This is a genomic window from Streptomyces sp. TN58, assembly GCF_001941845.1.
Lineage (GTDB): Bacteria > Actinomycetota > Actinomycetes > Streptomycetales > Streptomycetaceae > Streptomyces.
The window spans coordinates 1,108,503-1,135,014 of the sequence record NZ_CP018870.1; the positions used below are offsets into that span (position 1 = coordinate 1,108,503).

Below are 26,512 nucleotides of genomic sequence, written 5' to 3' on the forward strand. Positions count from 1 at the left end.
CGTGGGCCCCGGCCCTGCGAGGCAGGGTCGGGGTACCGCGCGGTAACATCACTCCGCCATGGAGATGAATGCGCCTTACACCAGTTTCGTAGCGGTCGGCGACTCCTTCACCGAGGGAATGTCCGACCTCCTGCCCGACGGCTCCTACCGCGGCTGGGCCGACCTGCTGGCCGCCCGTCTCGCGGCGCGCGAGCCGGGATTCCGCTACGCCAACCTCGCGGTCCGCGGAAAGCTCATCGGGCAGATCGCGCGGGACCAGGTTCCCGTGGCGGCCGCGATGGGAGCCGACGTTGTCACGCTGGTGGGCGGGCTCAACGACGCGCTGCGCCCCAAGGTGGACATGGGCCGCGTCCGCGACCACCTGGAGGAGTCGGTGGAGCTCCTCGCCCCCTCCTGCAAGAAGCTCGTCCTGATGCGCTCCCCCGGCCGCAACGGGCCGGTGATGGAGCGCTTCCGCCCCCGCATGGAGCAGCTCTTCGCCACCATCGACGAGCTCGCCGCCCGGCACGGGGCGCTCGTGGTGGACCTCTACGGCGCTCCCGTCCTCGCGGACCCCCGGATGTGGGACGTCGACCGGCTGCACCTGACCGCCGAAGGCCACCGCCGGGTGGCGGAGGCCGTCTGGCAGACCCTGGGCCTGCCCTCCGAGCTGGACTGGCGCACCGAACTGGCCGCAGCGGAGCCGCCCGGCTGGACGGCACGCCGGTCGCAGGACCTGAGCTTCGCCCGGCAGCACCTGCTGCCCTGGATCGGCCGCCGCCTGACGGGCCGCTCCTCCGGGGACGGCCGCCCGGCCAAGCGCCCCGAACTGCAGCCGTACGGGGAAGCCCCGCCCTCGTAGCAAGCCACAATCGCAAGCGGTGGCCCGACCTGCGTAAACACACAGCGGCGGCCCAAGTAGAATCCCTACACGTGACTGCCAAGCCCCGCATCCCCAATGTCCTGGCCGGCCGCTACGCCTCTGCGGAGCTCGCCGTCCTGTGGTCCCCCGAGTACAAGGTGACGCTGGAGCGGCGGCTGTGGCTCGCCGTGCTGCGTGCCCAGAAGGACCTCGGTATCGAGGTCCCGGACGCGGCCCTCGCCGACTACGAGCGCGTCCTCGAAACGGTCGACCTGGCCTCCATCGCCGAACGCGAGAAGGTCACCCGGCACGACGTGAAGGCCCGCATCGAGGAGTTCAACGACCTCGCCGGCCACGAGCACGTCCACAAGGGCATGACCTCCCGCGACCTGACCGAGAACGTCGAGCAGCTCCAGATCCGCCTCTCGCTGGAGCTGGCGCGCGACCGTACGGTCGCCGTACTCGCCCGCCTGGGCAAGCTGGCCGGCGAGCACGCCGAGCTGGTCATGGCCGGCCGCTCCCACAACGTGGCCGCGCAGGCCACCACCCTGGGCAAGCGCTTCGCGACCGCCGCCGACGAGCTGCTGGTGGCCTACGACCGCCTGGAGAACCTCCTCGACCGCTACCCGCTGCGCGGCATCAAGGGCCCCGTCGGCACCGCCCAGGACATGCTCGACCTGCTCGGCGGCGACGCCGCCAAGCTGGCCGACCTGGAGCAGCGGATCGCGACCCACCTCGGCTTCGCGCACGCCTTCACCTCGGTGGGCCAGGTCTACCCGCGCTCGCTCGACTACGACGTGGTGACCGCGCTGGTCCAGCTGGCCGCCGCCCCCTCCTCGATCGCCAAGACGATCCGCCTGATGGCCGGCCACGAGCTGGTCACCGAGGGCTTCAAGCCCGGCCAGGTCGGCTCTTCCGCGATGCCCCACAAGATGAACACCCGCTCCTGCGAGCGCGTGAACGGCCTGATGGTCATCCTGCGGGGCTATGCCTCGATGACCGGTGAGCTCGCCGGCGACCAGTGGAACGAGGGCGACGTCTCCTGCTCCGTGGTCCGCCGCGTGGCCCTGCCGGACGCCTTCTTCGCTTTCGACGGTCTGCTGGAGACCTTCCTGACGGTCCTCGACGAGTTCGGTGCGTTCCCCGCGGTCGTCGCCCGCGAGCTGGACCGCTACCTGCCCTTCCTCGCGACGACCAAGGTCCTGATGGGCGCGGTGCGGGCCGGCGTGGGGCGGGAGGCCGCCCACGAGGTCATCAAGGAGCACGCGGTCGCCTCCGCGCTCGCCATGCGCGAGCAGGGCGCCGAGCGCAACGAGCTGCTGGACAAGCTGGCCGCCGACGAGCGGATGCCGCTGGACCGGGCGCAGCTCGACGCGCTGATGGCGGACAAGCTCTCCTTCACCGGCGCCGCGGGCGACCAGGTCGCGGCGGTGGTCTCCCGCATCGAGGCGATCGCCAAGCAGCACCCCGAGGCGGCCGGTTACGCGCCGGGCTCGATCCTCTGACGCCCGAAGAGCTGGCCGCCGCCCGCGACCGCGTCCTCCCGGACGTGGTCGCGGGCGGTCTGCGTGTGCTGTTCTGCGGCATCAACCCCGGTCTCCTCTCCGCCGCGACGGGCCACCACTTCGCCCGCCCGGGCAACCGCTTCTGGCCGGTCCTGCACCTCTCCGGCTTCACCCCGCGCCGCCTTGCCCCCGCCGAGCAGGAAGAGCTCCTGGCCTACCGCCTCGGCATCACCAACGTCGTGGCCCGCGCCACGGCCCGCGCCGACGAGCTGAGCGCCGAGGAGTTCCGTGAGGGCGGCCGCATCCTGACGGCCAAGGTGGAACAGCTGCGCCCCCAGTGGCTGGCCGTCGTCGGGGTCACGGCCTACCGCACGGCCTTCGGCGAGCGGAAGGCGCAGATCGGCCCCCAGGAGCGCACCATCGGCTCCACCCGCATCTGGGCCCTCCCCAATCCCAGCGGCCTCAACGCCCACTGGACCGCCGAGTCCATGGCCCGGGAGTACGCCCGCCTCCGCGAAGCAGCCACTCCCCCGTCCTGACGGCCCTCGGCAAGCTCGTCCCGCTGTCAGCCCCTGCGGATGCGGTGGGCCCGGGCGACGAGGCTCGGTGGCAGCTTCGGCCCGGCACAGGCGTGGTCGATCAGCCGGTTCCGGTAGGCGGTGTTCGCGAGCTCCGGCGCCAGGCTGATCAGGAGTTGTAGGTCATCGGATGAGCCGGAGAGGCGTGTGCGGTAGGCGGCGCCCGCCGCACGCAGGGAGACCTCGCGGGGTTCGTGCTCCAGACCCTGTGCGACAAGGCTCGCCGCTGCGGCGAAGTCGCCCTGGTCGGCGCGCACATCTGCGAGGTCCAGGTAGAGGGACCAGTTGGCGGGATCCAGGAGCAAGGCGCTTTCGAAGGCCACAGCGGCCTGTGTCAGATCGCCCATCCTGAGCCAGGTCGCTGCTCGTGCGACTGCCGTCCACATGACCCGCTCGACGGCATCCGCACGGTCGCACAGGTCGAAGGCCAGCTCGTACCGGCCGCAGGACCGGGGCAACCGGGCCATGGAGGCGAGCGGCTCAGGAACGGGGCTCCGGGCGGACACGACGTCGACGGCATGGAACCAGGGCGCGAACCGTTCACGCATCTCATCAGTGTCCAGGTCAGGACCGTAGTCCAGGGTCCGCAGACACGCCTCGGCCAGCGCCTCGGCACTCACCGCGTCGAGGAAGCCCGCATCACCGAACCATGGCGCAGCGCCCCAGGCCACATCGGGCCGCACTCCCGTCACGGAGCCAAGAGCCATCACCGCGTCGTCCATGTTCCCTTCGAGGAACAGGAAGTACGCCTGCGCAAGCACAGCACTCGACGAGCCGTCCTCCGCGAGGCTCTGCTGCAGTTCTGAGCACCGCTCCCGCCACAACTCGGCGAGGGCCGTGTAGGGCTCCATAGCCGCCGGGGCCGCGGCTATCGCCGCCACCAAGAGCTCCACGGCTGCGACCGGGCTTCCACCGCAGTGCGCCATCACACCGGCGAGACCGACGCCCGCCGCCGCTGACTGATTCGACATCTCCGGAGAACAGCCGGACGCGTCGTGGATCCGTGACGACTGGTCAACCCGGTCCGCACGCGGGTCGACAGAACCGGTTCGACCGCAACGGCTCCTCCTCCACATCGCCGGTTACGGCGGGTCGATGACCGTGACGGCTGCTGTCAGTACATAGGGGTCCTCCCGGTCTCGTTGGGTCACGCAGGCCACCAGCCAGCGCTCTCCGGCCTGCCAGAGGTGGACGTGGTCGGTGCTGGTGCTCAGGTCGGTCCAGGGCTGCGGTATCTCCTCCCCCTCGAACACGCGGTTCCTCAGCGTCCCCAGGCTGAAGATCTGCGGGCTCCCCCACCGGTCGGTCGCGGCCTGGGTGAGCGCCCCGTACTCCGCGCTGATCTGGTCGGCGGCCTCGATGCGGCGCGTGCCGTCGTCGTCCCAGAAGTGTGGTGTCCGGGAGAACTGCGCCAGGTGGAAGCCCGGACCGCTGCTGCTGTCGACGGTGCGGACCGGCTCCTGCGGGAACTCCTTCGTCAGGAGCCGGTCGATCGTGTCGAGGTGCTCTGCCGTGGTCATGGCGCCAGTATCCCGAGCAGCACTGACAACTGGCCTGGCGTCACGCGTCCCTGCGGCGCACCGCCGCCCAGCCGGCGAGCACGGCGGCACCCGCCCACAGGGCCATCACGCCGAGACCCGTCCAGGGGCCGAGGCTGCCCTCCTGCTGGGAGTGCAGCACCAACTGCCCGGCGCGGTCCGGCAGGAACTGGGCCGCGCCGCCCGAGGCCTCGCCGATGACGAAGGACACCATCAGGACGAAGGGTATGAGCAGGCTCAGCACCACCGTTCCACTGCGCAGTACGGCGGTCAGACCGGCTGCGAACAGCGCCATCAGGGCCAGGTAGAGGCCGCTTCCGACGACTGCGCGGTAGGTGCCGGGGTCTCCGAGCTCCAGGGCGTAAGGCCCCATGAACGCCTGCCCGGCCACGAATGTCGCCCATCCGGTGACCTGGCCTGTCAACAGGGCCAGCACGCCCACTGTCGCGATCTTCGACAGGTAGAAGCGGGTGCGGTTCGGCACCGCTGCCAGGGAGGTGCGCAGCGCTCCGTTGTGGAACTCGCTGGACACGGCGCCGGCACCGAAGACCATCGCGGCGATCTGTCCGAAGGAGACGCCGTAGTAGGCGGCGAAGAGCGGATCGGAACCCATGCTGCCTTCCTCGGCCTGGCCGATCGCCGCGGCTGTCAGCGCCTGGATGCCGGCGGTGGCGGCCAAGACGGCTATCAGCCCGCCGAGGGTGCCGCGCAGGGACCGTATTTTGATCCATTCCGAGTGCAGGGTGGGGACGGTGGGCAGAGCGGCGCGCATGGCGGTGCCTCCTGAAGGCTCGGGAAAGTCAGTTGGTTGCGGTGAACTGCGCGTGATCGGCGGTGAGATCGAGGTAGGCCTGCTCCAGTGAGGCGCGCTCGTCGGACAGTTCCAGGACCGGGATGCCCTCTCGGGCTGCGAGGTTGCCGAGTTGTTCGGCCTGTATGCCCTCGACGGTCCACCGCCCGTCGCCGGAGTCGGTCAGCTCGAAGCCGTCCCGGGCCAGGGCGGCCCGCAGCCGGGTCGGATCGGAGGTGCGCAGGCGCACTCGCCGGGCGCTGCGGGCGTCGATGAACTCCGCCATCGACGTGTCGGCGAGGACCTTGCCGTTGCCGAGGACGACCAGGTGGTCGGCGAACGCGGAGGTCTCCGACATCAGGTGGCTGGAGACCAGTACGGTGCGTCCTTCGGCGGCGAGGCCGCGCATCAGCTCGCGTATCCAGATGATGCCTTCGGGGTCGAGTCCGTTGGTCGGCTCGTCCAGGAGGAGCACCCCGGGGTCGCCCAGCAGCGCGGCGGCTATGCCGAGGCGCTGGCGCATGCCGAGTGAGAAGGACTTGATCCGCCGCCGGGCCACCGAGGCTATGCCGGCCTGTTCCAGGACCTCGTCGACCCGGCGGACGGGGATGCGGCCTGCGGCGGCCAGGAAGCGGAGGTGGTCGCGGGCGGTGCGTCCGCCGTGTGCCGAATGTGCGTCGAGGAGGGCGCCGACCCGGTGGAGCGGGTCCGGCAGGTCCAGATAGCGCCGGCCGCCGATGGTTGCCGTGCCGGAGGTCGCCCGGTCCAGGCCCAGCAGGAGGCGCATGGTGGTGGACTTCCCGGCGCCGTTGGGGCCCAGGAATCCGGTGACCCGCCCGGGCCGTACATCGAAGGTGAGGCCGTCCACCGCACGGTGGGAGCCGTATGCCTTGGTCAGTTCTCGAATCTCGATGCTGTTCATGGCTCAAGATTCGCCGCCCGCCCCACCCTCCTCCCTCCCCCGTGCGGGGGTGCCGTCTCCCCCGCACGGGGGAGACGGCACCTGGCGGGGCGCTGCGACCATGGGGGCATGTACCGACTGCTCAGGGCCCCGTTCCGACCAGTGACGTATTCGCGCTGGCTGCACCTCTGCGTGCCGGTGCTGGTGCTGGCCATATGGATGTTCGTGGTCCCGGAGTGGCCGTGGGGGCCGTTGCTGCTCGTGCTCCCGTTCGGGCTGGTGCCCTGGGTCCGGCTCGCGGAAGGGCTCCAGGCGCAGTTCCTGCTCACGCCGCACGACCGCGGCTCGGCCGAGGGCGCCATAAGCCTGGCCTCGTCCGCGCACTGGGGGGACCGCTGGCGGACGGTGCTGTGGCTGGCGACGCGCATGGTCGTCGCCATCGGCGCGGTCGGCGCCACCGTCTGGATGCCGGCGATGACCGTCGAACTCATCGCGACGGCTCTCGGGCATTCCCTCGACCCCGACCCCCTGGCGCCGCACATACCGGAGAGTCGCTGGCTCGCCGCGCTGTTGGCGCCCTTTCCGCTCGTCGTCCTCATGGCCGTCGTGGTCGTGCTCGGCGAACTGGTCACTGCTGCCGCCACCCGGTTGCTCGGCCCTTCGGCGGCCGAGCGGCTGAGCGCGCTGGAGGAGCGGACGGAGCAGCTGCTGGAGCGGACACGGATCGCGCGGGAGTTGCACGATTCGATCGGGCACGCGCTGACCGTGGCCGTCGTGCAGGCGGGGGCGGCGCGCGCGGCAGGCGATCCCGCCTTCACCGACCGGGCATTGTGCGCCATCGAGGAGACGGGCAGAGCCGCGCTGGAGGATCTGGAGCGCGTGCTCGGCGTGCTGCGGGAGTCGGGACAGCCGCCCTCGCAGCGGCCGACGCTGGCGGAAGCCGACCGGCTGCTGGAGTCGGCGCGGGCGTCCGGCTCCGAGGTGGACGCGCAACTGACAGGGCCGCTGGCGACGTTGCCGGGACCGGTCACCCGTGAGGGGTACCGGATCCTGCAGGAGGCGCTCACCAACGTGCTGCGCCACTGCGGCCCCGTGCCGGTCCGGGTCCGGGTGGAGATGGCCGAGGACCGGCTGGATCTGGAGGTGACGAACGCCCTGCCGGAACGCCCCGGCATGACGATCGGCGGCGGAAGCGGACTGCGCGGGATACGCGAACGGGCCGCGCTGCTCGGCGGGGAGGCCGAGACCGGGCTGTACGAGGGAGGCTGGAGGGTTCGCGCGCGGCTGCCGCTGGAGCGAATACGCTGACGGGATGCCGGTTACCGTTCTGCTCGTCGACGACGAACCCCTGGTCCGCGCGGGTCTGCGCGCCGTTCTGGACGCCCAGCCCGACATCGAGGTGGTGGGTGAAGCCGCCGACGGCGCCTCCGTGATCCCGCTCGTACGGCAGCTGCGGCCGGACGTCGTGGCCATGGACGTGCGGATGCCGCTGCTCGACGGGATCGAGGCCACCCGCGCGGTGCTGCGGACCGTGGACTCCCCGCCGAAGATCCTCGTGGTGACCACCTTCGAGAACGACGAGTACGTCTACCAGGCGCTGCGGGCCGGAGCGGACGGCTTCCTCCTGAAGCGGGCCAAGCCTTCGGAGATCGTCCACGCCGTACGGCTGGTGGCGGAGGGCGAGACGCTGCTCTTCCCGGCGGCCGTACGGGCGCTGGCGGCGGAGTACGGCAACCGGCAGGCGCGGGCGGTGCTGGAGCGGGCCGCCCTGACCGAGCGGGAGGAGGCGGTCCTGCGGCTCATGGCGCGGGGACTCACCAACGTGGAGATCGCGTCCGAGCTCATCGTCGGGACGGAAACGGTGAAGTCGCATGTCAGTGCCATCCTGGCGAAGCTGGGGGCGCGGGACCGGACCCAGGCGGTGATCACGGCGTACGAGTCGGGCTTCGTCTCCCCCGCCTGAGGGGAAGGCCGGCTCCGGCCGATGGGGGGCTGCTTCTCGCAGCCTCACCCGGGGCGCAGTACGATCCGGCTGACAAGCTCGCTAGCTGGCTAGCTGGGAGGACACACGTTGGGGCAGCTGACCGGCGGGGACCCCTCTCTGCTCCGGCGGATCAATTCCGCGGTGGTGCTGCGTGCACTGCGTACGGCCGGCTCGCCGAGCCTCACCGACCTCACACGGCTGACCGGGCTCTCCCGGCCGACCGTCGAAGGGGTCGTGGAGGGACTGATCGGGACCGGGCTCGTCGTCGAGGCCGAGGCCGAGGAGGGCGCGCGGCGCCAGGGCCGTCCGGCCAGACGGTTCCGGTTCCGGGCCGAGGCGGGGCACCTGCTCGGCATCGAGATCGGCTCGCACCGCGTCGCGGTCCTGCTGTCCGGGCTGGACGGGCGCATCATCGGCGCCGGCACCAAGGAGGTCGCAGAGACGGCCTCCGCCGACGAGCGACTGGAGCGGGTACGCGCGGCCGTGGCCGATCTGCTGCGCCGCGCCGGCGTGCCGCGGGACTCCCTGCGCGCGGTCGGGGTCGGCAGTCCCGGGATCGTGGAGGCGGACGGCACGGTACGCCTCGGCACCGCCCTGCCCGGCTGGACCGGGCTGCCGCTCGGGGACCGGCTGCGGCGCTCGTTCCGCTGCCCGGTGCAGGTGGAGAACGACGCCAACGCGGCGGCGGTCGCCGAGCACTGGAAGGGGGCCGCGCGGGACACCGGAGACATGGTGTTCGTGATGGCGGGTCTCAGTCCGGGCGCGGGCTCGCTCATCGGCGGCCGGCTGCACCGGGGCTTCGGCGGGGCGGCCGGGGAGATCGGAGCCCTGCACCTGCTGGGCCGCGAAGCCACGCCCGAGCGGCTGCTGTCGACGACGGGCGAGCCTCTGCACCCGCTGGACGAGCCGGCCGTCGCCGAGGTGTTCGCGAAGGCCAAGCGGGGCGACGAGCGGGCCGTCGCCGCGGTCGAGCGGTTCCTGCAGCGTCTCGTCCACGACGTGGCGGCGCTGGTCCTGGCGATGGATCCGGAGCTGGTGGTCGTCGGCGGCTGGGCGGCCGGCCTGGACGGCGTCCTGGATCCCCTGCGCCGTGAGCTTGAGCGGTACTGCCTGCGCCCGCCGCGTGTGTCCCTGTCGCTGCTCGGCGAGGCCGCGGTGGCGACCGGTGCCCTCCGGCTCGCGCTCGACCACGTCGAGGAGGAGCTCTTCGCGGTGGAGAAGACGGTCACGGCCCGCCCCCACTGACACCGGTCACCGGCACCGGGCACCGCGCAGTAGGCGGCCCGGCGGCCCCGGCACCCCGAAAGGCCGGACGGCCGTGGTGCGGCCCGCACACGCGGGCCGCACCACGGCCGTCCGGCTCGGTCGGGTGTCAGGAGGCGACGGGCTCGTGCGTGATCTCGACGCCGCCGGAGTCACCGAAGGTGAGGCGGCAGGTGTCGGCGCGGTAGGTGGCCACCGAGACCGCGGCGGTACCCGCGGCGGTGAAGTACCGCGTGGTGACCAGGAGCACCGGCGCGCCGGGCAGCCGGTCCAGTTCCTTGGCGTCGTCGGCGCGGGCGGAGCCGAGCTCCACCGACCGGTCCTGGCCGTCGAGGACCAGCCGCTGCAGCTCCCGCAGGACGGCACGCGCACGGGCGGGGCCCGACGGGGCTTCGATGGCGGGCAGTCCGGGCACCGAGGCGACCGGCACGTACAGCAGCTCGGCGGCGACGGCCTGACCGTTCGTCATCCTGGTCCGGCGCACGGTGTGCACCGGCTGGTCGGCGGCGAACGCCCCACCGGGGCCGAGCAGCTTCACCACGGCGGCAGACGGCAGGGACTCCGACGCGTCCTGCGGCTCCCAACCGTCCGCGGCCTCCCCGGGCCAGCTGTGCCGGGCGCTGCCGACGGCCACCCCGACACGCGGCGGGGCGACGGTCGTGCCGACGCCGCGGCGGCGCTGCAGCCGGCCTTCGAGCTCCAGCTGCTCCAGCGCCTGCCGCAGGGTCGCGCGGGCGACTCCGAAACGGGCTGCGAGTTCACGTTCGTTGGGCAGGACCTCGCCGACGGCGAAGTCCTGGTCGAGCGCCTCGCTGAGGACGGTCTTGAGGTGCCAGTACTTCGGCTCCGGCACCGTTTCGAGCTGCGTGGTCCCCACCCTGACTCCTCCTGCCCTCGCCGCACTCGCCGTGTGTTCCGGCGGCAGTTCCGCGCCCTTGTTTATTAAAGGTTCCTGCACTATCCCTGCGACGATAGGACGGTGCACCCCCTTGGTCAAGACCAATGCTCGTCCCTTTGCCGGGCAGACCGGGCATATGTATCAAGCCGTTCACGGGATGTTCTCGTATGCGCCGAAGGCTTGTAGCCAAGGGCTACCCGACGGTAATCATGGCGGTGGGCACTCCTGACAGCCTGTCTCGCAGCAGTCACGTCCAACCGATGAGGAGCAGCATGACCGCCACGGTCTCCTTCACGATCACTTCGCCGCTCGGCCCCCGGACGACGACCGTCGCCTACGAGCGCAAGGGCTCGGGCGAACCGCTCCTCCTGCTGCACGGCATCGGCCATCACCTCCAGGCCTGGCATCCGGTGACCGACATACTGGCCGCCGAGCACGACGTGATCGCCGTCGACCTGCCCGGCTTCGGCGCCTCGGAGCCGCTGCCCCAGGGCGTCCCGTACTCCCTGGACACCGTGGCACCGGCGCTCGGAGCGCTGTGCACGGCCCTCGGCGTCGAGCGCCCGCACGTCGCGGGCAATTCCCTCGGCGGCCTGCTCGCCCTCGAAATGGGCCGGAGCGGCCTCGTCCGCTCCGTCACAGCCCTCTCCCCCGCCGGGTTCTGGACCGAAGCCGAACGCCGCTACGCCTTCGCCGTCCTTCTGGCGATGCGGGCCGGCGCCGGGGCCCTGCCCCTTCCCGCCGTCCGCCGGCTCTCGCGCACCGCCGTCGGCCGGGCCGCGCTGACCGGCACCATCTACGCCCGCCCGGGCCGCCGTTCGCCGGAGGCCGTGGTCGCCGAGACCCTCGCCCTGCGCCATGCCGGAGGATTCGAGGACACCCTGGCCGCGGGTGGTTCCGTACGCTTCACCGACGACGTACCGGGGTTGCCGGTCACCATCGCGTGGGGCACCCGCGACCGGCTGCTCCTGCGCCGCCAGGGCATACGGGCCAAGCACACCCTCCCCGGCGCACGGCTGGTCCGCCTCCCGGGCTGCGGCCACGTCCCGATGAGCGACGACCCGGCCCTCGTCGCCCGGGTGGTACTGGACACGGCACGCAGCGCCGAGCCGGCCCCGCCGCGTGAGAAGGAGTACGCGACCGAGTGAGCGACCGCATCGGACCGGCGAGCGGCGGCCGGACAGCCCGCCCCGAGAACCAGGCGAAATCGGCCAGATGGACACTTAACCAGTCGGTCACAGTTCGTTCGTGATCACGCAACACCCTTGCGCCACAGTGGCGTGCATGACTGACCGTGCCCACGCCCCCGCCCAGCGTCCCCAGCACCACCAGCGCCACCACTGGCGCCGCGACGTCGTCGAACTCGCCGCACTGTTCTGCGCCGTCGCGGTCGCCGACGCCATCGCCAATCTCGTCGTACACGGCCCCCGGGGCCCGGTCCTGCTGGTCGCCTCGGCCATCGCGCTGCTGGTGACCGCCGCCTTCCACACCTGGTGGGCGCGGCGCCACAGCCATGCGCCACCGCCCAGCACACCGCCGTCCAGCACGCCGCCGCCCGGCACGCCGCCGCCCGGCGAACCGGCCCCGTCGGCGGCGCCCGCCGCGACCACCCTGTGGCGGATGCGCACGACCGTACGGGACCAGCCCGGCTCCCTGGCCGTCCTCTGCACCGCCCTCGCCCGCCACGGCGTGGACATCCTCACCCTCCAGACGCACCCGCTGCCCGAGGGCGGCACCGTGGACGAGTTCCTGCTGCGCGCCCCGCAGCAGCTCCCCTCCGCCGATCTCACCCGTGCCGTCTCCCAGGCCGGGGGCCACAGCACATGGATCGAGCGCGCCGACGCCCACGACCTCGTCGACACCCCGACGCGGCTGCTCGGCCTGGCCACGCGCACGGCGCTGGACGCCGCCGAACTCCCCCTCGCCCTGCGCCAGCTGCTCGGCCGCTGCACGATCCACTCGATCCCGGCGACCACGCTCTCCGGCCGCCCCAACGCGGGCGCGGAGGCCCCCGTCGAGGGCGTACTGGAGGACACCGTCATGCGGCTGCGCGATCCCGCGGGCGGCGCGATCACCATCGAGCGGCCCTACCTGCCCTTCACCCCGACCGAGTTCGCCCGGGCCCGCGCCCTGGTCGAGCTCGACGCCCGGCTCGGCCCGCGCGTCCCGCGCAGCCAGGACGTGCTGACCCTCCCCGAGGGCAACGAGATCACCGTGCGCCGAGCCGACGGATCCGACCTGGCCGCGGCCCGCGCCATGCACGACCGCTGCTCGGAGCGCACCCTCGGGCTGCGCTACCACGGGCCCGTCTCCGACGCCGACCGCTACCTCGGCCACCTGCTCAGCCCGCGCTTCGGCCGTACCCTCGCCGCCACCACCGCGTCCGGGAAGCTCGTGGCCCTCGGCCACCTGCTGTGGGACGGCGACGAGACCGAGGTCGCGCTGCTCATCGAGGACGACTGGCAGCGCCGCGGCATCGGCACCGAGCTGCTCGGCCGGCTCGTCGCCATGGCCGTCGAGGCCGGGTGCGACAGTGTGTACGCCGTCACCCGAGCAGCCAACACCGGCATGGTCGCGGCCATGCGCGGCCTCGGCCTCCCCCTCGACTACCAGATCGAGGAGGGCACCCTGGTGATCACGGCCCGGTTGGAAGCGGCACCCCCCGGCACGCGTCGTGCGTACGGGGTTCCCCTCGCCCTGCCGTACGACTCCCCGACTCCGCGCGGCCGCCACTGAACCGGCCTGCGGAGGCAGGCGCCCCCGTCTCCGTACGGGGCGCCTGCGTCCGGATCCGGCCAAACTCCGGGCCGCACCGCCGAGCAGACGACCCACCCCCGGTCCTGAAATCGCTTGTAGGCACGGCCTGTTGACCACATCCGGGTGCGGCCGGCAGCCGCGCTCCGGCCCATGTCAGGAGGCTGACGACAATGGGTGATGACGGGAGGACGCCTCACATACGAAGATGGCCGCATGTCAGAGACCCTCCACACCGGCAGCGTCCCCCGGCTGCCCCGCCAGGTGGCCGACGAGTACGTCGACGGCCTCATCGCCCTCGACCCCATCACCGGTACCTACCTGGGTGTAGCCGAGAGCTCCGCCAAGCTCCCGGACTTCTCCCCGGCGGGCCGCGCCGCCGTCGCCGAACTCTCCCGCACGACCCTCGCGCGCCTCGACGCCGCGGAGGCCCTGCCCGGAGCCGACTCCGACGCCGAGCGCCGCTGCGGCCGTCTGCTCCGTGAACGGCTCACCGCCGAGCTCGCCGTGCACGAGGCCGACGAGGAGCTGTGCGCGGTCAGCAACATCCACAGCCCGGTGCACTCGGTCCGCGAGGTCTTCTCCCTGACCCCGGCCGACACCGACGAGGAATGGGCGGCGATCGCCGAGCGGCTGCGCGCCGTCCCGGACGCCTTCGCCGGCTACCGCGAGAGCCTTCAGCTCGGCCTGGACCGCGGTCTGTACGGCGGTCCGCGCGCCACCGAGACCATGATCGGCCAGCTGACCACCTGGGCGGGCCAGGACGGCACCGCCGCGGCCTTCTTCGAGGACTTCGCCTCGAACGGCCCGCAGTTGCTGCGTGCCGAGCTGGACGCGGCGGCCGCCGGCGCGACCGCCGCCGTCGTGGAACTGCGCGACTGGATGCGCGCGGTCTACGCCCCCGCCGTCGAGGGCCGCCCGGACACGGTGGGCCGCGAGCGGTACGCCCGCTGGTCCCGGTACTTCAACGGCACCGACCTGGACCTCGACGAGGCCTACGCGTACGGCTGGTCGGAATACCACCGGCTGCTCGCCGAGATGAAGACCGAGGCGGCCAAGATCCTGCCGGGTGCCGGCCCCTGGGAGGCGCTGAAGCACCTGGACGAGCACGGCACCCACATCGAAGGGGTGGACGAGGTCCAGGCCTGGCTGCAGGGCATCATGGACGAGGCCATCGAGAACCTGGACGGCACCCACTTCGAACTCGCCGAGCGGGTCCGCAAGGTGGAGTCCCGCATCGCCCCTCCGGGCGGCGCCGCGGCCCCGTACTACACCTCCCCCTCGGAGGACTTCTCCCGACCCGGACGCACCTGGCTGCCCACCATGGGGCAGACCCGCTTCCCGGTCTACGACCTGGTCTCCACCTGGTACCACGAGGGCGTGCCCGGCCACCACCTCCAGCTGGCGCAGTGGACGCATGTGGCGGACCAGCTCTCCCGCTACCAGGCCACCGTCGGCTGGGTCAGCGCCAACTGCGAGGGCTGGGCCCTGTACGCGGAGCGGCTGATGGACGAGCTGGGCTACCTCAAGGACGCCGAGCAGCGACTGGGTTACCTGGACTGCCAGATGATGCGCGCCGCGCGGGTCATCGTGGACATCGGCATGCACCTGGGCCTGGAGATCCCGGCGGATTCGCCCTTCCACCCGGGTGAGCGGTGGACGGTGGACCTCGCGCAGGAGTTCTTCGGCCTGCACAGCGGCCGGCCGGCGGAGTTCGTGGAGAGCGAGGTGACCCGGTACCTGTCGATGCCGGGGCAGGCGATCGGATACAAGCTGGGGGAGCGGACCTGGCTGCTGGGCCGGGACAACGCGCGCGCCGCGCACGGCGACTCCTTCGACCTGAAGGCGTGGCACATGGCTGCGCTGTCGCAGGGTTCGCTGGGTCTGGACGACCTGCTGGACGAGCTGTCGAAGCTCTGACGCCCGGTCCGCGCGCGGCCGCCTCGCGGTCCCGCGCGCGGCGGGCGCCGGGCGGGCCGCCCGTCCCCTCGCGGAGCGGGCGGCCCGGCCGTGTGCCGGGCGCGTCAACAGCCGCAGTCGTCCGAGCCGGTCGGCGCGGTCAGCGGGTCGGCCTCGGCGCGCTGCTGCGTGCCCTGCCAGGTCTCGACCTCGAAGCCCTCGCGGATCCAGTACTCGATGCCGCCGAGCATCTCCTTGACCTGGAAGCCCAGTTCGGCCAGGGCGAGGGCGGAGCGGGTGCCGCCGTTGCAGCCGGGGCCCCAGCAGTACGTCACGACGGGGATGTTCCTGTCCAGGAGCCGTTCGGCCTGCTCGGGAATGAGGGCGGTGGGCAGGTGGACCGCGCCGGGCACGTGCGCCTGGTCCCAGGCGGGCGTGGAGCGGGAGTCGACGAGCTGGAAGCCCAGCTCGGCGCCCGACTCGCGGTGGGCCCGGAAGGCGCTCGCGACGTCCGAGACGTCGGCGTGGAAGGCCAGGCTTGCGGCGAAGTACGCGGCGGCCGCGGCCGGGGAGGCCGGGGGCACCCGGAGTACGGGGTTGTCGGCGGCCGGGACGGAAGAGGCGTTCTGTGTCGTCGTCATGGTGGGAAATCTACGATCTGTTGATCTTCCTCGGAAGTGACTTTCCCCGGCCTTCCCCTTGTTCTGCCGGGGAATCCCCTGCTAGACCTGCCGCATGACCGATTATTCCCCTGATGCCACCGACTGGCGGATCCTCGGCGCCCTCCAGCGGGACGGCCGCGCCAGCTTCACCGACCTCGCCCGCTCCGTCTCCATGTCCGCGAGCGCCGTCACCGAGCGCGTGCGCAGGCTGGAGGAGGCGGGGATCATCACCGGCTACACGGCCGTCGTCGACCCGGACAAGCTCGGCAAGTCGATCCTCGCCCTGGTGCGGCTGCGCTATCCGCACGGCAACTACAAGCCGTTCCACGACTTCCTGGAGGCCACCCCGGAGATCCTGGAGGCGCATCACGTCACGGGCGACGACTGCTTCGTCCTGAAGGTCGCCACGCGCTCGATGGGACACCTGGAGGAGGTCACCGGCCGGATCGCGGGGCTCGGCCCGGTGACGACGAGCATCGTCTACTCCTCGCCGCTGCCCCGCCGCCCGCTCAGTCCGTGACGGCCGCCGTGCGGTGGCGCACGACGGAGCCGCCGCGCTGCTTGACGATCTCCAGCTGGGCCTGGACGCGGGTCCGCAGGTCGGCGACGTGGCTGACGATGCCGACGCTCCGGTCCCGCTCACGCAGCGAGTCCAGGACGTCGAGGACCTCGTCCAGCGCCTGGTCGTCGAGGCTGCCGAAACCCTCGTCGATGAAGAGGGTGTCCAGGCGCGTACCGCCCGCCTCGTCGGTGACCACGTCGGCGAGGCCCAGCGCGAGGGCGAGCGAGGCGAAGAAGGTCTCGCCGCCCGACAGGGTCGCGGTGTCCCGCTCGACGCCCGTCCACGCGTCGACCACGTGCAGACCGAGGCCGGAGCGCCCCCGCCCGCCCGCCCTCGCGTCGGAGTGCACCAGGGTGTAGCGGCCGCCGGACATGCGCAGCAGCCGTACGGTCGCGGCGGCGGCCACCTGCTCCAGCCGGGCTGCCAGTACGTAGGCCTCCAGGCGCATCTTGCGCTCGTTGTCGGCGGAGGTGCCGGCGGTCAGTGCGGCCAGCCGGGCCACCCGGTCGTAGGCCTCGCGCAGCGGGCCGAGCGCGCGCAGTTCCTGCTCCATCTGCCGGGAGAGCCGGTCCAGTTCGGCGCAGCGGACCCGGGCCGCGTCACAGGCGGAGCCTGCCGTACGGAGCTTCGCCGCGGCCCGGGCCGCGTAGGCCTCTGCGGCTTCGGGCGCGGCAGGGGGCAGTGCAGCGGCCTCGGCGGCGTCGGTCTCGCCGAGGCGGTCCGCCAGCAGGGCCTCCTCAGCCTGCCAGGCGTCCGCACGGTGCTGGAGCGCGGTGCGTTCGTACTCGGGGAGGACGGCGCCTGCGGCGGCCTCGACGGTGTCGAAACCGGCCTTGAAGGCGGCGTCGGCGAGCTGGGCGTCGGCCTCCTTCAGGCGGGCGGCGGCCGTCTCCGCGCGGCGCAGGCAGACGGCGGCCCCGGCGACCGTCCTGACCCGGTCCTCCAGGATCCGGGCGCGGGCCGCGACGGTGGGCGCGCCCCGCCGCACCAAGGTGAGTTCGGCCTCCAGGGAGGCCTGTTCACGCTCCAGGGCCTCGCGGCGGGAGGCCCTGGCAGCGGCCCTGGTCTCGGCTTCGAGCCGGTCGGCGCTGCGCGCGGCGTGTTCCCGCTCGGCCCGGGCCAGCTGTTCACGGGCGGCGTGCAGGCCGGCGGCGGCGGCGTGGGCGGCGGCGTGCCGGGTGGTCAGGTCGGCGGTCAGGGACAGTAGTTCGGCGGTGGTGGACTCGCCCGCGGCGGCCGCGGCCTCGGCGCGGGCCTCCCGGGCGGCGGCGAGCCGGCGTTCGACGGCGGCCCGGGCCTCCTCCGCCTGTTCGAAGACGGCGTGGGCGGCGTCCTCGGCGGCCCGGTCCACATGGCCGGGGGCGGGGCGGGCCGGAGCCGGGTGTTCCGCGGATCCGCAGACGCCGCAGGCCTCTCCGGCCACCAGGGCTTCGGCGAGTTCGGCGGCGATGCCGCGCAGCCGGGCCTCCTTGAGCTCCAGCCAGCGTTCACGCGCGCCGGCCGACTCCTCGCGCAGGTCGAGCAGTTCGCCCTCGGCGCGTTCGGCGTCGGCGGCGAACTCGTCCCGCCTGCGGGCGGCGTTCAGGTTCATCCTGGCCGGTTCCAGCCGACCCGCGAGCTGCTCGGCCAGGGTGGCGGCCTGCTGGGCGGCGTCCACCCGCTCCTGGAGGGCGGTACGGGTCTCCTCCCAGCGCCCCAGCCACTCGGCGGCCTCCTGGTGCTGCTCCTCGGCGGCCCGGGACTCCCGTTCCAGGTCGGCCCGTTCGCGGCCGATGTCGGCGCTGCGCTGCTCGACGCGGTGGGCGGCGCCGAGCGCGCCGAGTTCCTCGCGCAGCTGCTGCTCGACGGCGGCCAGCTGTTCGGTGCCCGCCTCCCGCAGCGGGGGCGGCAGTTCCGCCCGCGCCGCCGCCTCGGCGTGCGCGGCGGCGAGGTGCGCCGCGGAGGCCGCGCCGCGCAGCTCCAGGGCGGGGGCCACCAGCGCTCCGCGCCGGGCCCCGTCCAGGAGGTCGCGTACCCGGGCGCGTTCCGGCTCCGCCTTGGCGAGCAGGGCGGCCCTGCGGACGGTCTCGGCGTGCCGGCGCTGGAGCCGGTCGAGTTCCCTCGCGTCCTCGGCGGCCCGGCGGGCGGCGGCGTGCCGGCTCTCGACGGCGGCGAGCGCGTACTCGGCGACGTCGAGCCGTTCGCGGGCGGAGCAGCGGGCGACGGCCGCCCAGGCGCGGACCGCCTGCGCCAGCCCCGGGTCTCCCGGCTGGTGTCCGGGGAGCGGCCAGGCCCGCAGGTCGGGGCTGTCCCCGGCGGCCTGGGCGAGCCGCTGGGCGGTGTGGAGCACCTTCTCGTCGCCGGCCCGGACCCTGGCCTCCGCTGCCCGGCGGCGTTCCCCGAGCAGCGCCTCGACGGCGGCGAAGCGGCGGGTGTCGAAGAGCCGGCCGAGGAGTCGGCCGCGGGCCGCCTCGTCGGCGCGCAGGAACCGCGCGAACTCCCCCTGCGGCAGCAGCACGACCTGGCAGAACTGCTCACGGCTCATGCCGAGCAGCTGCTCGATCTCCTCGCCGATCTCCTGGTGGGAGCGGCTGAGGGCCTCCCAGCCCTCGCCGGTGTGCTCGCGCAGGAAGCTCTGGGCCTTGTCCTTGGTGGTGCCCGTGCCGCGCTTCTTCGGACGCTCCTGTTCGGGACGGCGGGTGATCTCCAGGCGGCGGCCGCCCGCGGTGAGTTCGAGGGTGACCTCGGTGGGGGTGCCGGCGGTGGCGTGGTCGCTGCGCAGGCTGGTGCCGGGGGCCTGGCGGGGGCCGGGCACCGATCCGTAGAGGGCGTAGCAGACGGCGTCGAGTACGGAGGTCTTCCCGGCTCCCGTGGGGCCGTGCAGCAGGAAGATCCCGGCGCCGGACAGGGCGTCGAAGTCGATCTCCTGGGGCTCGGCGAACGGTCCGAAGGCGGTGACGGCCAGCCTGTGCAGCCTCATCGGCGGTTCTCCCGGCAGCTGTCGTCGGCGCGTACGTCGTCGAAGGCGCCTTGCAGGACGGCCCGTTCGGCTTCGTCGGGGAGGCCTCCGCCGCGTACGTGGGCGACGAAGTCCTCGGCGATCTGCTGGTCGGTGCGGCCGCGCAGGCGCTGTGCGTAGGAGGCGCCGGTCTCCTCGCGGCGGCCCTCGGGGTCGAAGGTGAGGGTGAGGGTGTGCGGGAAGCGTGCGGCGAGGCGGGCCATGGGGTCGTCGGGGCGGACCGGGTCGGTGAGGGTGGCCTCCACCCAGGAGTCCTCGTGCACGGCGTACGCGGGGTCGTCGAGGAGGTCGTCGATCCGTCCGCGCAGCCTCGCGAGGGGGCGCGGTACGGGGGTGTCGACGCGCTCGGCGCGGCTGATCTCTCCCGCTGGGCCGAGTTCGATCAGCCACATGGTCTTGCGGTGGTCGGCTTCGGAGAAGGAGTAGGCCAGCGGGGAACCTGAGTAGCGGACCCGTTCGTTGATCGTCTGGCAGCCGTGGAGGTGGCCGAGGGCGGCGTAGTCCACCCCGTCGAAGACGGAGGCCGGCACGGCTTCGACGCCGCCGACGCTGATGTCGCGCTCGCTGTCGCTGGCCTGCCCGCCGGTGACGAAGGCGTGTGCCAGGACCACGGAGCGGGTGCCGTGCGGGCGGGTGGCGAGGTCGGCCCGGATCCGGTCCATGGCCGCGCCCAGGACCGCCTCGTGGCTGACCTTCGGCGTGCTGAACTGGTCCTTGACCAGGGCCGGCTCCAGGTACGGCAGCCCGTAGAGGGCCACGTCGCCGTGGGCGTCGGCGAGCACGACCGGATCGGCGCAGCCGGCCGGGTCGGTCCGCAGGTGGATCCCGGCGCGGCCGATCAGCCCGGCGCCGACCCCGAGGCGGCGCGCGGAGTCGTGGTTGCCGGAGATCATGACGGTGGGCACGCCGAGGTCGGCGAGCCGGTGCAGGGCCCGGTCGTACAGCTCGACCGCCGGCAGCGGGGGCACGGCGCGGTCGTAGACGTCGCCGGCGACGAGGACGGCGTCGACCTCGTGGGTGCGGACCGTCTCGACGAGGTGGTCCACGAAGGCCGCCTGGGCGCCGAGCAGGTTCACCCGGTGGAAGGCCCGGCCGAGGTGCCAGTCGGAGGTGTGCAGGAACTTCACTGGCCGGCCCCGCCGCGCATGCCGTCTCCCCCTGGTCGTCTCCGGTCGCTGGACCCCACTACGCTAACCCGTCCCCGGGGGCGCTCAGGGCGCGTACGTCTCACCGCCCAGGGTGAGCCGGGCCGTACCGGCCGTGCTGTCGGCCAGCCAGGCCTCGAAGGCGGGCAGGTCCGCCTCGGGTAGGGCGACCTCGATCTCCACGGCGGCCCCGTAACGCAGGTCCACCACGGTGCGGCCGGTGGAGCGCAGGTCGTTCTGCGTCTTGCCGGCCCGCTGGTGGTCGACGGTGACGGTGGCCAGGCGGTAGCGCCGCCGGGTGACGGTTCCGAGTTCGTCGAGGGCCTCGCCGACGACTCCGCCGTAGGCGCGGATCAGCCCTCCGGCGCCGAGCTTCACGCCGCCGTAGTAGCGGGTGACGACGGCCACGGCGTAGCGGACGTCCCGGCGCATGAGCATCTGCAGCATGGGCACCCCGGCGGTGCCTCCGGGCTCCCCGTCGTCGCTGGCCTTCTGGACGGCGGCGTCGGCGCCGATGACGTAGGCGTAGCAGTTGTGCGTGGCGGTGGGGTGCTCCTTGCGGATGCGCGCGACGAAGTCCTGCGCCTCCTGCTCGGTCGCGGCGGGCGCGAGGGAACACAGGAAGCGCGAGCGGTTGATCTCCGACTCGTGCGCGCCCTCACGGGCCACCGTCACGTACTGGTCTGCCTTCACCGCTCCACCCTAGTCCGCGTCCGCGAGGGGAATCCGGCGCGGGGTGTTTCGGTTGACGCGGCTGAGCGTAAGCGGCAGACGACGGAACGAAGCATCATCAGGAGGCGGCGCGTGTACGGCGATCCGGCAACCATCCGCAAGATCCTCACCGAGCTCGGTGACACCTGGGCCGTGGTGGGCCTGTCGAACAACAGGGACCGGGCCGCCTACGGCGTGGCCCGCGTGCTCCAGCGGTTCGGCAAGCGCGTGGTCCCCGTACATCCCAAGGCCGAGACCGTGCACGGGGAGCCTGGGTACACCTCGCTGGAGGCGATCCCGTTCAAGGTGGACGTGGTGGACGTCTTCGTGAACAGCCACCTGGCCGGGGCGGTCGCCGACCAGGCGGTCGCCGTCGGCGCCGAGGCGGTCTGGTTCCAGCTCGGCGTGGTCGACGAGGCCGCCTACGAGCGGACCCGTGAGGCCGGGCTGGCAATGGTCATGGACCGCTGCCCGGCGATCGAGATCCCCGCGCTGTAGCGGCGGCCCGGCCCCGAGGTGGGGCTGGGGGCTACTTGTCGGCCTCGGCGCGGCCGGCCTCCGCGAGCCCGGCCTTCACCAGGTCGGGCTCCACCAGGTCGGCCTGCACGAGTGGGGCCCCTGCCCGTTCGACCTCGGCCGGCTCGGCCTCCGTGAGCGCGGCCAGCCCCCGCAGCTGCTCCGGCGTCATGCCGTCCGGGATCGGCACGGGCGCCGGGGTCCGCAGCGGCGGCTGCCACCCCGTCTCCGGGGTCCAGCGCCGTACGATGCGCGCCGGCGCCCCCGCCACCACGGCATGGTCGGGGACCTCGCCCCGCACGACGGAACCCGCGGCCACCACCACGTTGCGGCCCAGCCGCGCCCCCGGCAGGATCACCGCGCCCGTGCCGAGCCAGCATCCGGGGCCGATCTCCACCGGGGCGCTGCGCGGCCACTGCCGGCCGATGGGCTCGTGCGGGTCGTCGTAGCTGTGGTTGGTGGACGTGATGTAGACACCGGGTCCGCAGAAGGTGTTCGAGCCGATCTCGATGCGGGCGTCGGCGATGACGTGGCTGTCCCGCCCGATGACGACCCCGTCCCCGAGCACCAGCATCGGCTCCGCGCCGAGGTCGAGGCCCGGCATCATCCCGGCGGTGAGGGTGACCTGCTCGCCGATGATGCAGTGCCCGCCGAGCCGGATCCACCGCTCGCCGAAGACCGTGCCCTGCGGGAAGGCGAGCCGGGTGCCGTCCCCGATCGCGCCGAAGCGCAGCCGGCCCGGGGCCTGCGCGGTCACCGCGCCGGCCTGCTGCATCCAGCGCCAGCCGGTGTGGACCACACGGCTCGCCAGCCGGCGGCGCAGGACCGCCACGGATGAGAACGTGTTCTTTTTCTTGGGCACCCGGCCACGGTAGTGCGCCCGGCGGCGGCCGTCCGGACCACGGCCCTGTGATCTTCACCCCATCGCCGGAACGGCGGGCGGCGTGGCCTACCGTGCTGTTGGCGCGGCAACCGGACGACCGACCAGAGGGAAGCGAACATGACGCATCAGACGGCCCAGGCACTCGTTGCGGGTGTCGGTGGCAAGCACCCGGACATCGACCCCACCGCGTTCACCGCGCCCACCTCGGTCGTGGTCGGTGAGGTCACCGTCGCCGCCGGCGCGAGCGTCTGGTACTCGGCGGTGCTGCGCGCCGACTGCGGGCCGATCACGCTCGGCGCCGACAGCAACGTGCAGGACAACTGCACGCTCCACGTCGACCCCGGCTTCCCCCTGTCCGTCGGCGAGCGCGTCTCCATCGGCCACAACGCCGTCGTGCACGGCTGCACCGTCGAGGACGACTGCCTCATCGGCATGGGCGCCACCGTCCTGAACGGCGCGGTGATCGGCGCCGGTTCCCTCGTGGCCGCGCAGGCGCTGGTCCCGCAGGGCATGGTGGTCCCGCCCGGCTCACTGGTCGCGGGCGTCCCCGCGAAGGTCCGGCGCGAGCTCACCGACGAGGAGCGCGAGGGCATCAGGGTCAACGCCCAGATGTACGCGGAGCTGGCGAAGCAGCACCGCGCCTCGGTCACGCCCTGATTCCCGGCGCCGGTCCCGGCGGCCAGGAGCGTGCGGGCGGCGTGGGCCGCCCGGCGCCGTCCGCTCCGGCGCCGTCCGCTCCGGCCCCGTCACTCACCGACCGTGGCGTGGGCCGCCGGCTGCGCGGGGATCCCCCCGCCGGCCGCGCCGACGGCCTCCGCCGCCTTCTTCATCCGGCTGCGCACCACCAGCGTCACGACGATCCCGAACACCACCGCGAGACCCAGGGCCAGCCAGGAGAACCGCTTCAGCCAGGGCTCCGCGACGATGCCGACCGAGTAGATGACGGCGGTGGTTCCGCCCGCCCAGAGGATTCCGCCGAGGACGTTGGCGACGAGGAACCGCCAGTACGGCATGTGCAGCACGCCCGCGAGGGGCCCCGCGAAGATCCGCAGCAGCGCCACGAACCGGCCGAAGAAGACGGCCCACATGCCCCACTTCTCGAAGGAGCGCTCCGCCAGTGCGACCTGCTGGGGACCGAAGTGCTTGGGGAAGCGCCGGCCCAGCCGCTCCAGCAGCGGCTTGCCGCCCCGGCGTCCGATGGCGTAGCCGATCGAGTCGCCCACGATCGCGCCGGTGATCGCGCACAGCCCCAGGACGACGGGGTCGATCTCCCCGTGCTGCGAGGCCAGCAGTGCCGAGCTCACCAGGATGATCTCGCCCGGCAGCGGGATGCCAAGGCTCTCCAGGCCGATGACCAGGCCCACCAGGAGATAGATGCTGACCGCCGGAATCGTCTCCAGCCATTCCTGGATGTGCACCGGTGCGTCCTTCCGAGTCGTCCCCGGCGCGCCCCCTGTGACACGCCGAACGGGCAGCCTATCGGCTCGCCGGAGCGGCCTTTGACCTCAGAGGCAGTTCGCGCGAGGAACGCCCCGCGAAGACCTCGCGGCGGCCGGAGCCCAGTACCCAGGTGTGGCGCTCCGGGTCCCACGAGGACAGCGCACGGGCGTCGACGTCGATCGTGACGCGCTGCGCCGCGCCGGGCGGCAGGGTGATCCGCCGGTAGCCGGCGAGGGCGCGCACCGGCTGGTCGAGCCGGAGCTCCTCGGACGGCCCCACGTACACCTGGGCGACGTCCGTGCCCTTGCGCCGGCCGGTGTTGCGGACGGTGAACTCCACGCGCAGCCCGCCGTGCCACGCGCGGACCGAAAGCTTCTCGTACCGCCACGTCGTGTACGACAGGCCGTGCCCGAAGGGGAAGAGCGGTGTCGCCCGCTCGGCGTCGTACCAGCGGTGGCCGACGTGCACACCCTCGGAGTACTCCTGCCGGCCGCCCACCCCCGGGTAGCGCGCGGGGTCCGCCCCGACCGGCGTCGTCCGCCCGTCGGCCGGAAAGGTCTGGGTGAGGCGGCCGCCGGGGTCGACGTCGCCGAAGAGGACGTCGGCGGTGGCCCCGGCGCCCTCCTGCCCCGGGTAGTACATCTGGAGGACCGCTCCGGTACGCGAGAGCCACGGCATGGTCGTGGCGGAGGGGGTGTTGAGCACGACCGTCGTACGCGGGTTGGCGGCGGTGACCGCCTCGATCAGCCGTTCCTGCCCGCCGGGGAGCGCCAGCGAGGTCCGGTCCCGGCCCTCGGTGGAGTCCTCGTAGGCGAACAGGACCACGCTGCGGGCGGCCTTCGCCGTGTGCACCGCCTCGGCGAGGTCCGCGGCCCGGATCGCCCCCGTGGTGTGCCGCAGGCGCAGCCGCTGGCCCTTGTCCCCGCCGGAGGCGGTGACGGCGAGCCGGTGGGTGCCCGCCTTGAGGGCGAGGGTCCGGCGGCGCACGGCCATCCCGTCGGGTGCGGTGCCGAGCAGTCCGCCCGCGTAGTGCTCGGCCACGCCCGCCTCGACGGGGAACAGCTCCTCCCCGTCGAGGCGTACGCCGGGCCGCTCGCCGGTGTAGTGCACCAGCAGGGTCCACTCGTCGTCGGCCGCGAGGTGGAAGGTGCCTTCGTGGGTCCAGACGCGGCCGGGCCCGACCTCGCGGTGCTCCAGATCGGCGGCGGGGGTCAGCAGCTTCGCCGGGAGCGGCCGCCCGTACAGGTCCTCGCCGAGGGCGTGGCGCACGGTCGAGCCGTTCCCGGCCCTGCGGCGGATGGCGGTGAGCGGGGCGTCCGCGCCGTCGGGGACGACCTGCGAGCTGCCCCCGCCGCCGACGAACGGCACCTGGGCGGTCGGACCGATGACCGCGATGGAGCGGGCCGCGGGTCCGGTCAGCGGCAGGGTGCCGTGCTCGTTGCGCAGCAGCACCGCACCGGCCGTGGCCACCTTGCGGGCGACCCTGGCGCCGGCCGCGGCGTCGCGCGGGGGCCGGGCGGGCTGCCGGGCGGCCAGCAGTCCGAAACGGTCCATGGTGGAGAGGATCCGGTGCACGGCCTGGTCGACGGCCGCCTCCGTCACGGAACCGCCGCGCACCGCCTCGCGCAGCGGCCCGCCGAAGTGGGTTCCGGCGGGCATCTCCATGTCGAGGCCGGCGCGGATGGCGGCGACGGTGCTGTGGGCCGCGCCCCAGTCGGAGACCACCCAGCCGTCGAACCCCCAGCTTCTGCGGAGGAGTTCGTCGAGCAGGGGTCCGCTTTCGCAGGCGTGGATTCCGTTGACCTTGTTGGAGGAGCCCAGCACGGCGCCGGCGCCGGCGGCCACGGCTGCCTCGAAGCCGCGCAGCTCCGTCTCGCGCAGGGTCTGCTCGCCGACGGACACGTCGACGGTGTCGCGGCCGCGTTCCTGGTTGTTGAGGGCGAAGTGCTTGACGGCGGCGATGAGGCCCTCGTCCTGGATCCCCCGTACCACCTCGCCGACCAGGTCGGCGGTCAGCCGCGGGTCCTCGGAGAAGGTCTCGAAGTTCCGGCCGGCGTGAGGGGTTCGGATGAGGTTGGCCATGGGGGCCAGCACGACGTCCTGGCCGAGGGCCCGGCCTTCGCGGCCGATGACCTGCCCGTACTCGCGGGCCAGCGACGGGTCGAAGGCCGAGGCGAGTAGCACCGGCGCGGGAAGTGCGGTGGCCGGCCGCGAGACCCGTACGCCGGCGGACCCGTCGGTGAAGCGCAGGGCGGGGATGCCCAGGCGCGGTACGCCGGGCACATGGCCGGCGTGGCCGGCGGGGGCCGGGTCGGGGGCGCCGTGCAGCAGGGCGGTCTTCTCTTCCAGGGTGAGCTGCTCCAGCAGGGCGTCGATCCGGGCGGCGCCGCCCGTGCCGGTCCCGGTGCCGCTGCGGGCGGGTGGGCCCGCGGCGCCGGCGGCGGGTACGGCCGGGCCCGCGCCGGGCGGTGGCAGGGCCGGGGCGCAGCCGCCGGCGCCGAGGGCCGCGGCCATCCCGCCCGCCGTTGCGAACAGCCGCATCGCCGAACGCCTGGACACGTCCTCGCTCATGCTGGCTCCCTGCGGCACGGGTCGGCGGGAGCGGCCCGCACCGGACCGCTCCCGGGCCACTGTGCTCCGGGTG

General features: G+C 73.4%; 24 protein-coding genes. 12 read left to right on the forward strand and 12 right to left on the reverse strand.

Annotated elements, in window-relative coordinates:
* Nucleotides 1-58: 58 nt before the first annotated feature.
* The 3 genes from BSL84_RS05035 (at nucleotide 59) to mug (ending at nucleotide 2,885) form a co-directional block, all read left to right on the forward strand.
* Entirely contained in the window at nucleotides 59-841 is a 783-nt protein-coding gene (locus BSL84_RS05035; RefSeq protein ID WP_030026936.1) for an SGNH/GDSL hydrolase family protein, read from the forward strand.
* 71 nt (nucleotides 842-912) lie between these two features.
* Nucleotides 913-2,346, forward strand: a complete 1,434-nt coding sequence (gene purB, locus BSL84_RS05040; protein ID WP_030026937.1) for an adenylosuccinate lyase — start codon at nucleotides 913-915, stop codon at nucleotides 2,344-2,346.
* Nucleotides 2,343-2,885 carry a G/U mismatch-specific DNA glycosylase gene (mug, locus tag BSL84_RS05045; RefSeq protein ID WP_045321011.1) on the forward strand — a complete coding sequence of 181 codons (543 nt, stop codon included), beginning with the start codon at nucleotides 2,343-2,345 and terminating at the stop codon, nucleotides 2,883-2,885. Before purB ends, mug begins: the two co-directional genes overlap by 4 nt.
* Nucleotides 2,886-2,911: 26 nt before the next feature.
* Here the strand turns inward: mug and BSL84_RS05050 are convergent, their stop codons facing one another.
* From BSL84_RS05050 to BSL84_RS05065, 4 genes are all read right to left on the reverse strand, one after another.
* Nucleotides 2,912-3,895, reverse strand: coding sequence for a tetratricopeptide repeat protein (locus BSL84_RS05050; protein WP_078848800.1), 984 nt, complete (start codon nucleotides 3,893-3,895; stop codon nucleotides 2,912-2,914).
* A 111-nt stretch (nucleotides 3,896-4,006) separates the two neighbouring features.
* Nucleotides 4,007-4,444, reverse strand: a complete 438-nt coding sequence (locus tag BSL84_RS05055) for a hypothetical protein (protein ID WP_075969900.1) — start codon at nucleotides 4,442-4,444, stop codon at nucleotides 4,007-4,009.
* Between the two features lie 40 nt (nucleotides 4,445-4,484).
* Entirely contained in the window at nucleotides 4,485-5,234 is a 750-nt protein-coding gene (locus BSL84_RS05060) for an ABC transporter permease (RefSeq protein WP_030026941.1), read from the reverse strand.
* 28 nt (nucleotides 5,235-5,262) lie between these two features.
* Nucleotides 5,263-6,174: an ABC transporter ATP-binding protein gene (locus tag BSL84_RS05065; protein ID WP_030026942.1), complete on the reverse strand. Its 912-nt coding sequence runs from the start codon at nucleotides 6,172-6,174 to the stop codon at nucleotides 5,263-5,265.
* A 108-nt stretch (nucleotides 6,175-6,282) separates the two neighbouring features.
* Between BSL84_RS05065 and BSL84_RS05070 the strand changes: the two genes are divergently transcribed.
* The 3 genes from BSL84_RS05070 to BSL84_RS05080 all read left to right on the forward strand — a co-directional run bounded on the left by BSL84_RS05070 (nucleotide 6,283) and on the right by BSL84_RS05080 (nucleotide 9,382).
* Entirely contained in the window at nucleotides 6,283-7,461 is a 1,179-nt protein-coding gene (locus tag BSL84_RS05070) for a sensor histidine kinase (RefSeq protein WP_075969901.1), read from the forward strand.
* A gap of 4 nt (nucleotides 7,462-7,465) precedes the next feature.
* Nucleotides 7,466-8,116: a response regulator gene (locus BSL84_RS05075; RefSeq protein WP_030026944.1), complete on the forward strand. Its 651-nt coding sequence runs from the start codon at nucleotides 7,466-7,468 to the stop codon at nucleotides 8,114-8,116.
* A 108-nt stretch (nucleotides 8,117-8,224) separates the two neighbouring features.
* The gene (locus BSL84_RS05080; RefSeq protein WP_030026945.1) at nucleotides 8,225-9,382 is read left to right on the forward strand and encodes an ROK family transcriptional regulator; all 1,158 of its coding nucleotides are present in this window, start codon (nucleotides 8,225-8,227) and stop codon (nucleotides 9,380-9,382) included.
* A 127-nt stretch (nucleotides 9,383-9,509) separates the two neighbouring features.
* Here BSL84_RS05080 and BSL84_RS05085 read toward each other — a convergent pair whose 3' ends face one another.
* Nucleotides 9,510-10,277: a GntR family transcriptional regulator gene (locus tag BSL84_RS05085; protein ID WP_045321013.1), complete on the reverse strand. Its 768-nt coding sequence runs from the start codon at nucleotides 10,275-10,277 to the stop codon at nucleotides 9,510-9,512.
* A 293-nt stretch (nucleotides 10,278-10,570) separates the two neighbouring features.
* Here BSL84_RS05085 and BSL84_RS05090 point away from each other — a divergent pair, with 293 nt between their 5' ends.
* The 3 genes from BSL84_RS05090 (at nucleotide 10,571) to BSL84_RS05100 (ending at nucleotide 14,972) form a co-directional block, all read left to right on the forward strand.
* Nucleotides 10,571-11,446, forward strand: coding sequence for an alpha/beta fold hydrolase (locus tag BSL84_RS05090; RefSeq protein WP_037660958.1), 876 nt, complete (start codon nucleotides 10,571-10,573; stop codon nucleotides 11,444-11,446).
* Between the two features lie 136 nt (nucleotides 11,447-11,582).
* The gene (locus BSL84_RS05095) at nucleotides 11,583-13,034 is read left to right on the forward strand and encodes a GNAT family N-acetyltransferase (protein WP_075969902.1); all 1,452 of its coding nucleotides are present in this window, start codon (nucleotides 11,583-11,585) and stop codon (nucleotides 13,032-13,034) included.
* A 234-nt stretch (nucleotides 13,035-13,268) separates the two neighbouring features.
* Nucleotides 13,269-14,972 (forward strand): DUF885 domain-containing protein, encoded by a 1,704-nt coding sequence (locus BSL84_RS05100; RefSeq protein WP_075969903.1) that lies wholly within the window; start codon nucleotides 13,269-13,271, stop codon nucleotides 14,970-14,972.
* Nucleotides 14,973-15,076: 104 nt separating this feature from the next.
* Here BSL84_RS05100 and BSL84_RS05105 read toward each other — a convergent pair whose 3' ends face one another.
* Nucleotides 15,077-15,592: a rhodanese-like domain-containing protein gene (locus BSL84_RS05105; protein ID WP_075969904.1), complete on the reverse strand. Its 516-nt coding sequence runs from the start codon at nucleotides 15,590-15,592 to the stop codon at nucleotides 15,077-15,079.
* Nucleotides 15,593-15,686: 94 nt separating this feature from the next.
* Between BSL84_RS05105 and BSL84_RS05110 the strand changes: the two genes are divergently transcribed.
* Nucleotides 15,687-16,133, forward strand: a complete 447-nt coding sequence (locus tag BSL84_RS05110) for an Lrp/AsnC family transcriptional regulator (protein ID WP_030033303.1) — start codon at nucleotides 15,687-15,689, stop codon at nucleotides 16,131-16,133.
* On the opposite strand, the gene BSL84_RS05115 is transcribed toward BSL84_RS05110, so the two are convergent.
* From BSL84_RS05115 to BSL84_RS05125, 3 genes are all read right to left on the reverse strand, one after another.
* Nucleotides 16,123-19,134, reverse strand: a complete 3,012-nt coding sequence (locus BSL84_RS05115) for an AAA family ATPase (RefSeq protein ID WP_075969905.1) — start codon at nucleotides 19,132-19,134, stop codon at nucleotides 16,123-16,125. The genes BSL84_RS05110 and BSL84_RS05115 overlap by 11 nt on opposite strands.
* Nucleotides 19,131-20,300, reverse strand: coding sequence for an exonuclease SbcCD subunit D (locus BSL84_RS05120; RefSeq protein ID WP_075969906.1), 1,170 nt, complete (start codon nucleotides 20,298-20,300; stop codon nucleotides 19,131-19,133). Before BSL84_RS05120 ends, BSL84_RS05115 begins: the two co-directional genes overlap by 4 nt.
* A gap of 84 nt (nucleotides 20,301-20,384) precedes the next feature.
* Nucleotides 20,385-21,011: a YigZ family protein gene (locus tag BSL84_RS05125; protein ID WP_045322169.1), complete on the reverse strand. Its 627-nt coding sequence runs from the start codon at nucleotides 21,009-21,011 to the stop codon at nucleotides 20,385-20,387.
* Between the two features lie 111 nt (nucleotides 21,012-21,122).
* Between BSL84_RS05125 and BSL84_RS05130 the strand changes: the two genes are divergently transcribed.
* On the forward strand, nucleotides 21,123-21,527 hold the full coding sequence (locus tag BSL84_RS05130) for a CoA-binding protein (protein WP_030029102.1): 405 nt from the start codon (nucleotides 21,123-21,125) through the stop codon (nucleotides 21,525-21,527).
* A gap of 31 nt (nucleotides 21,528-21,558) precedes the next feature.
* Here the strand turns inward: BSL84_RS05130 and BSL84_RS05135 are convergent, their stop codons facing one another.
* The gene (locus tag BSL84_RS05135) at nucleotides 21,559-22,407 is read right to left on the reverse strand and encodes an acyltransferase (protein WP_078848981.1); all 849 of its coding nucleotides are present in this window, start codon (nucleotides 22,405-22,407) and stop codon (nucleotides 21,559-21,561) included.
* A 138-nt stretch (nucleotides 22,408-22,545) separates the two neighbouring features.
* On the opposite strand from BSL84_RS05135, the gene BSL84_RS05140 reads away from it, so the two are divergent.
* Nucleotides 22,546-23,085 (forward strand): gamma carbonic anhydrase family protein, encoded by a 540-nt coding sequence (locus BSL84_RS05140; protein ID WP_045322171.1) that lies wholly within the window; start codon nucleotides 22,546-22,548, stop codon nucleotides 23,083-23,085.
* 89 nt (nucleotides 23,086-23,174) lie between these two features.
* Here BSL84_RS05140 and BSL84_RS05145 read toward each other — a convergent pair whose 3' ends face one another.
* Together BSL84_RS05145 and BSL84_RS05150 are read right to left on the reverse strand one after the other, a co-directional pair.
* Nucleotides 23,175-23,846, reverse strand: a complete 672-nt coding sequence (locus tag BSL84_RS05145; protein WP_030029099.1) for a DedA family protein — start codon at nucleotides 23,844-23,846, stop codon at nucleotides 23,175-23,177.
* A gap of 58 nt (nucleotides 23,847-23,904) precedes the next feature.
* Nucleotides 23,905-26,439 carry a glycoside hydrolase family 3 C-terminal domain-containing protein gene (locus BSL84_RS05150; RefSeq protein WP_075969907.1) on the reverse strand — a complete coding sequence of 845 codons (2,535 nt, stop codon included), beginning with the start codon at nucleotides 26,437-26,439 and terminating at the stop codon, nucleotides 23,905-23,907.
* Nucleotides 26,440-26,512 lie beyond the last annotated feature (73 nt).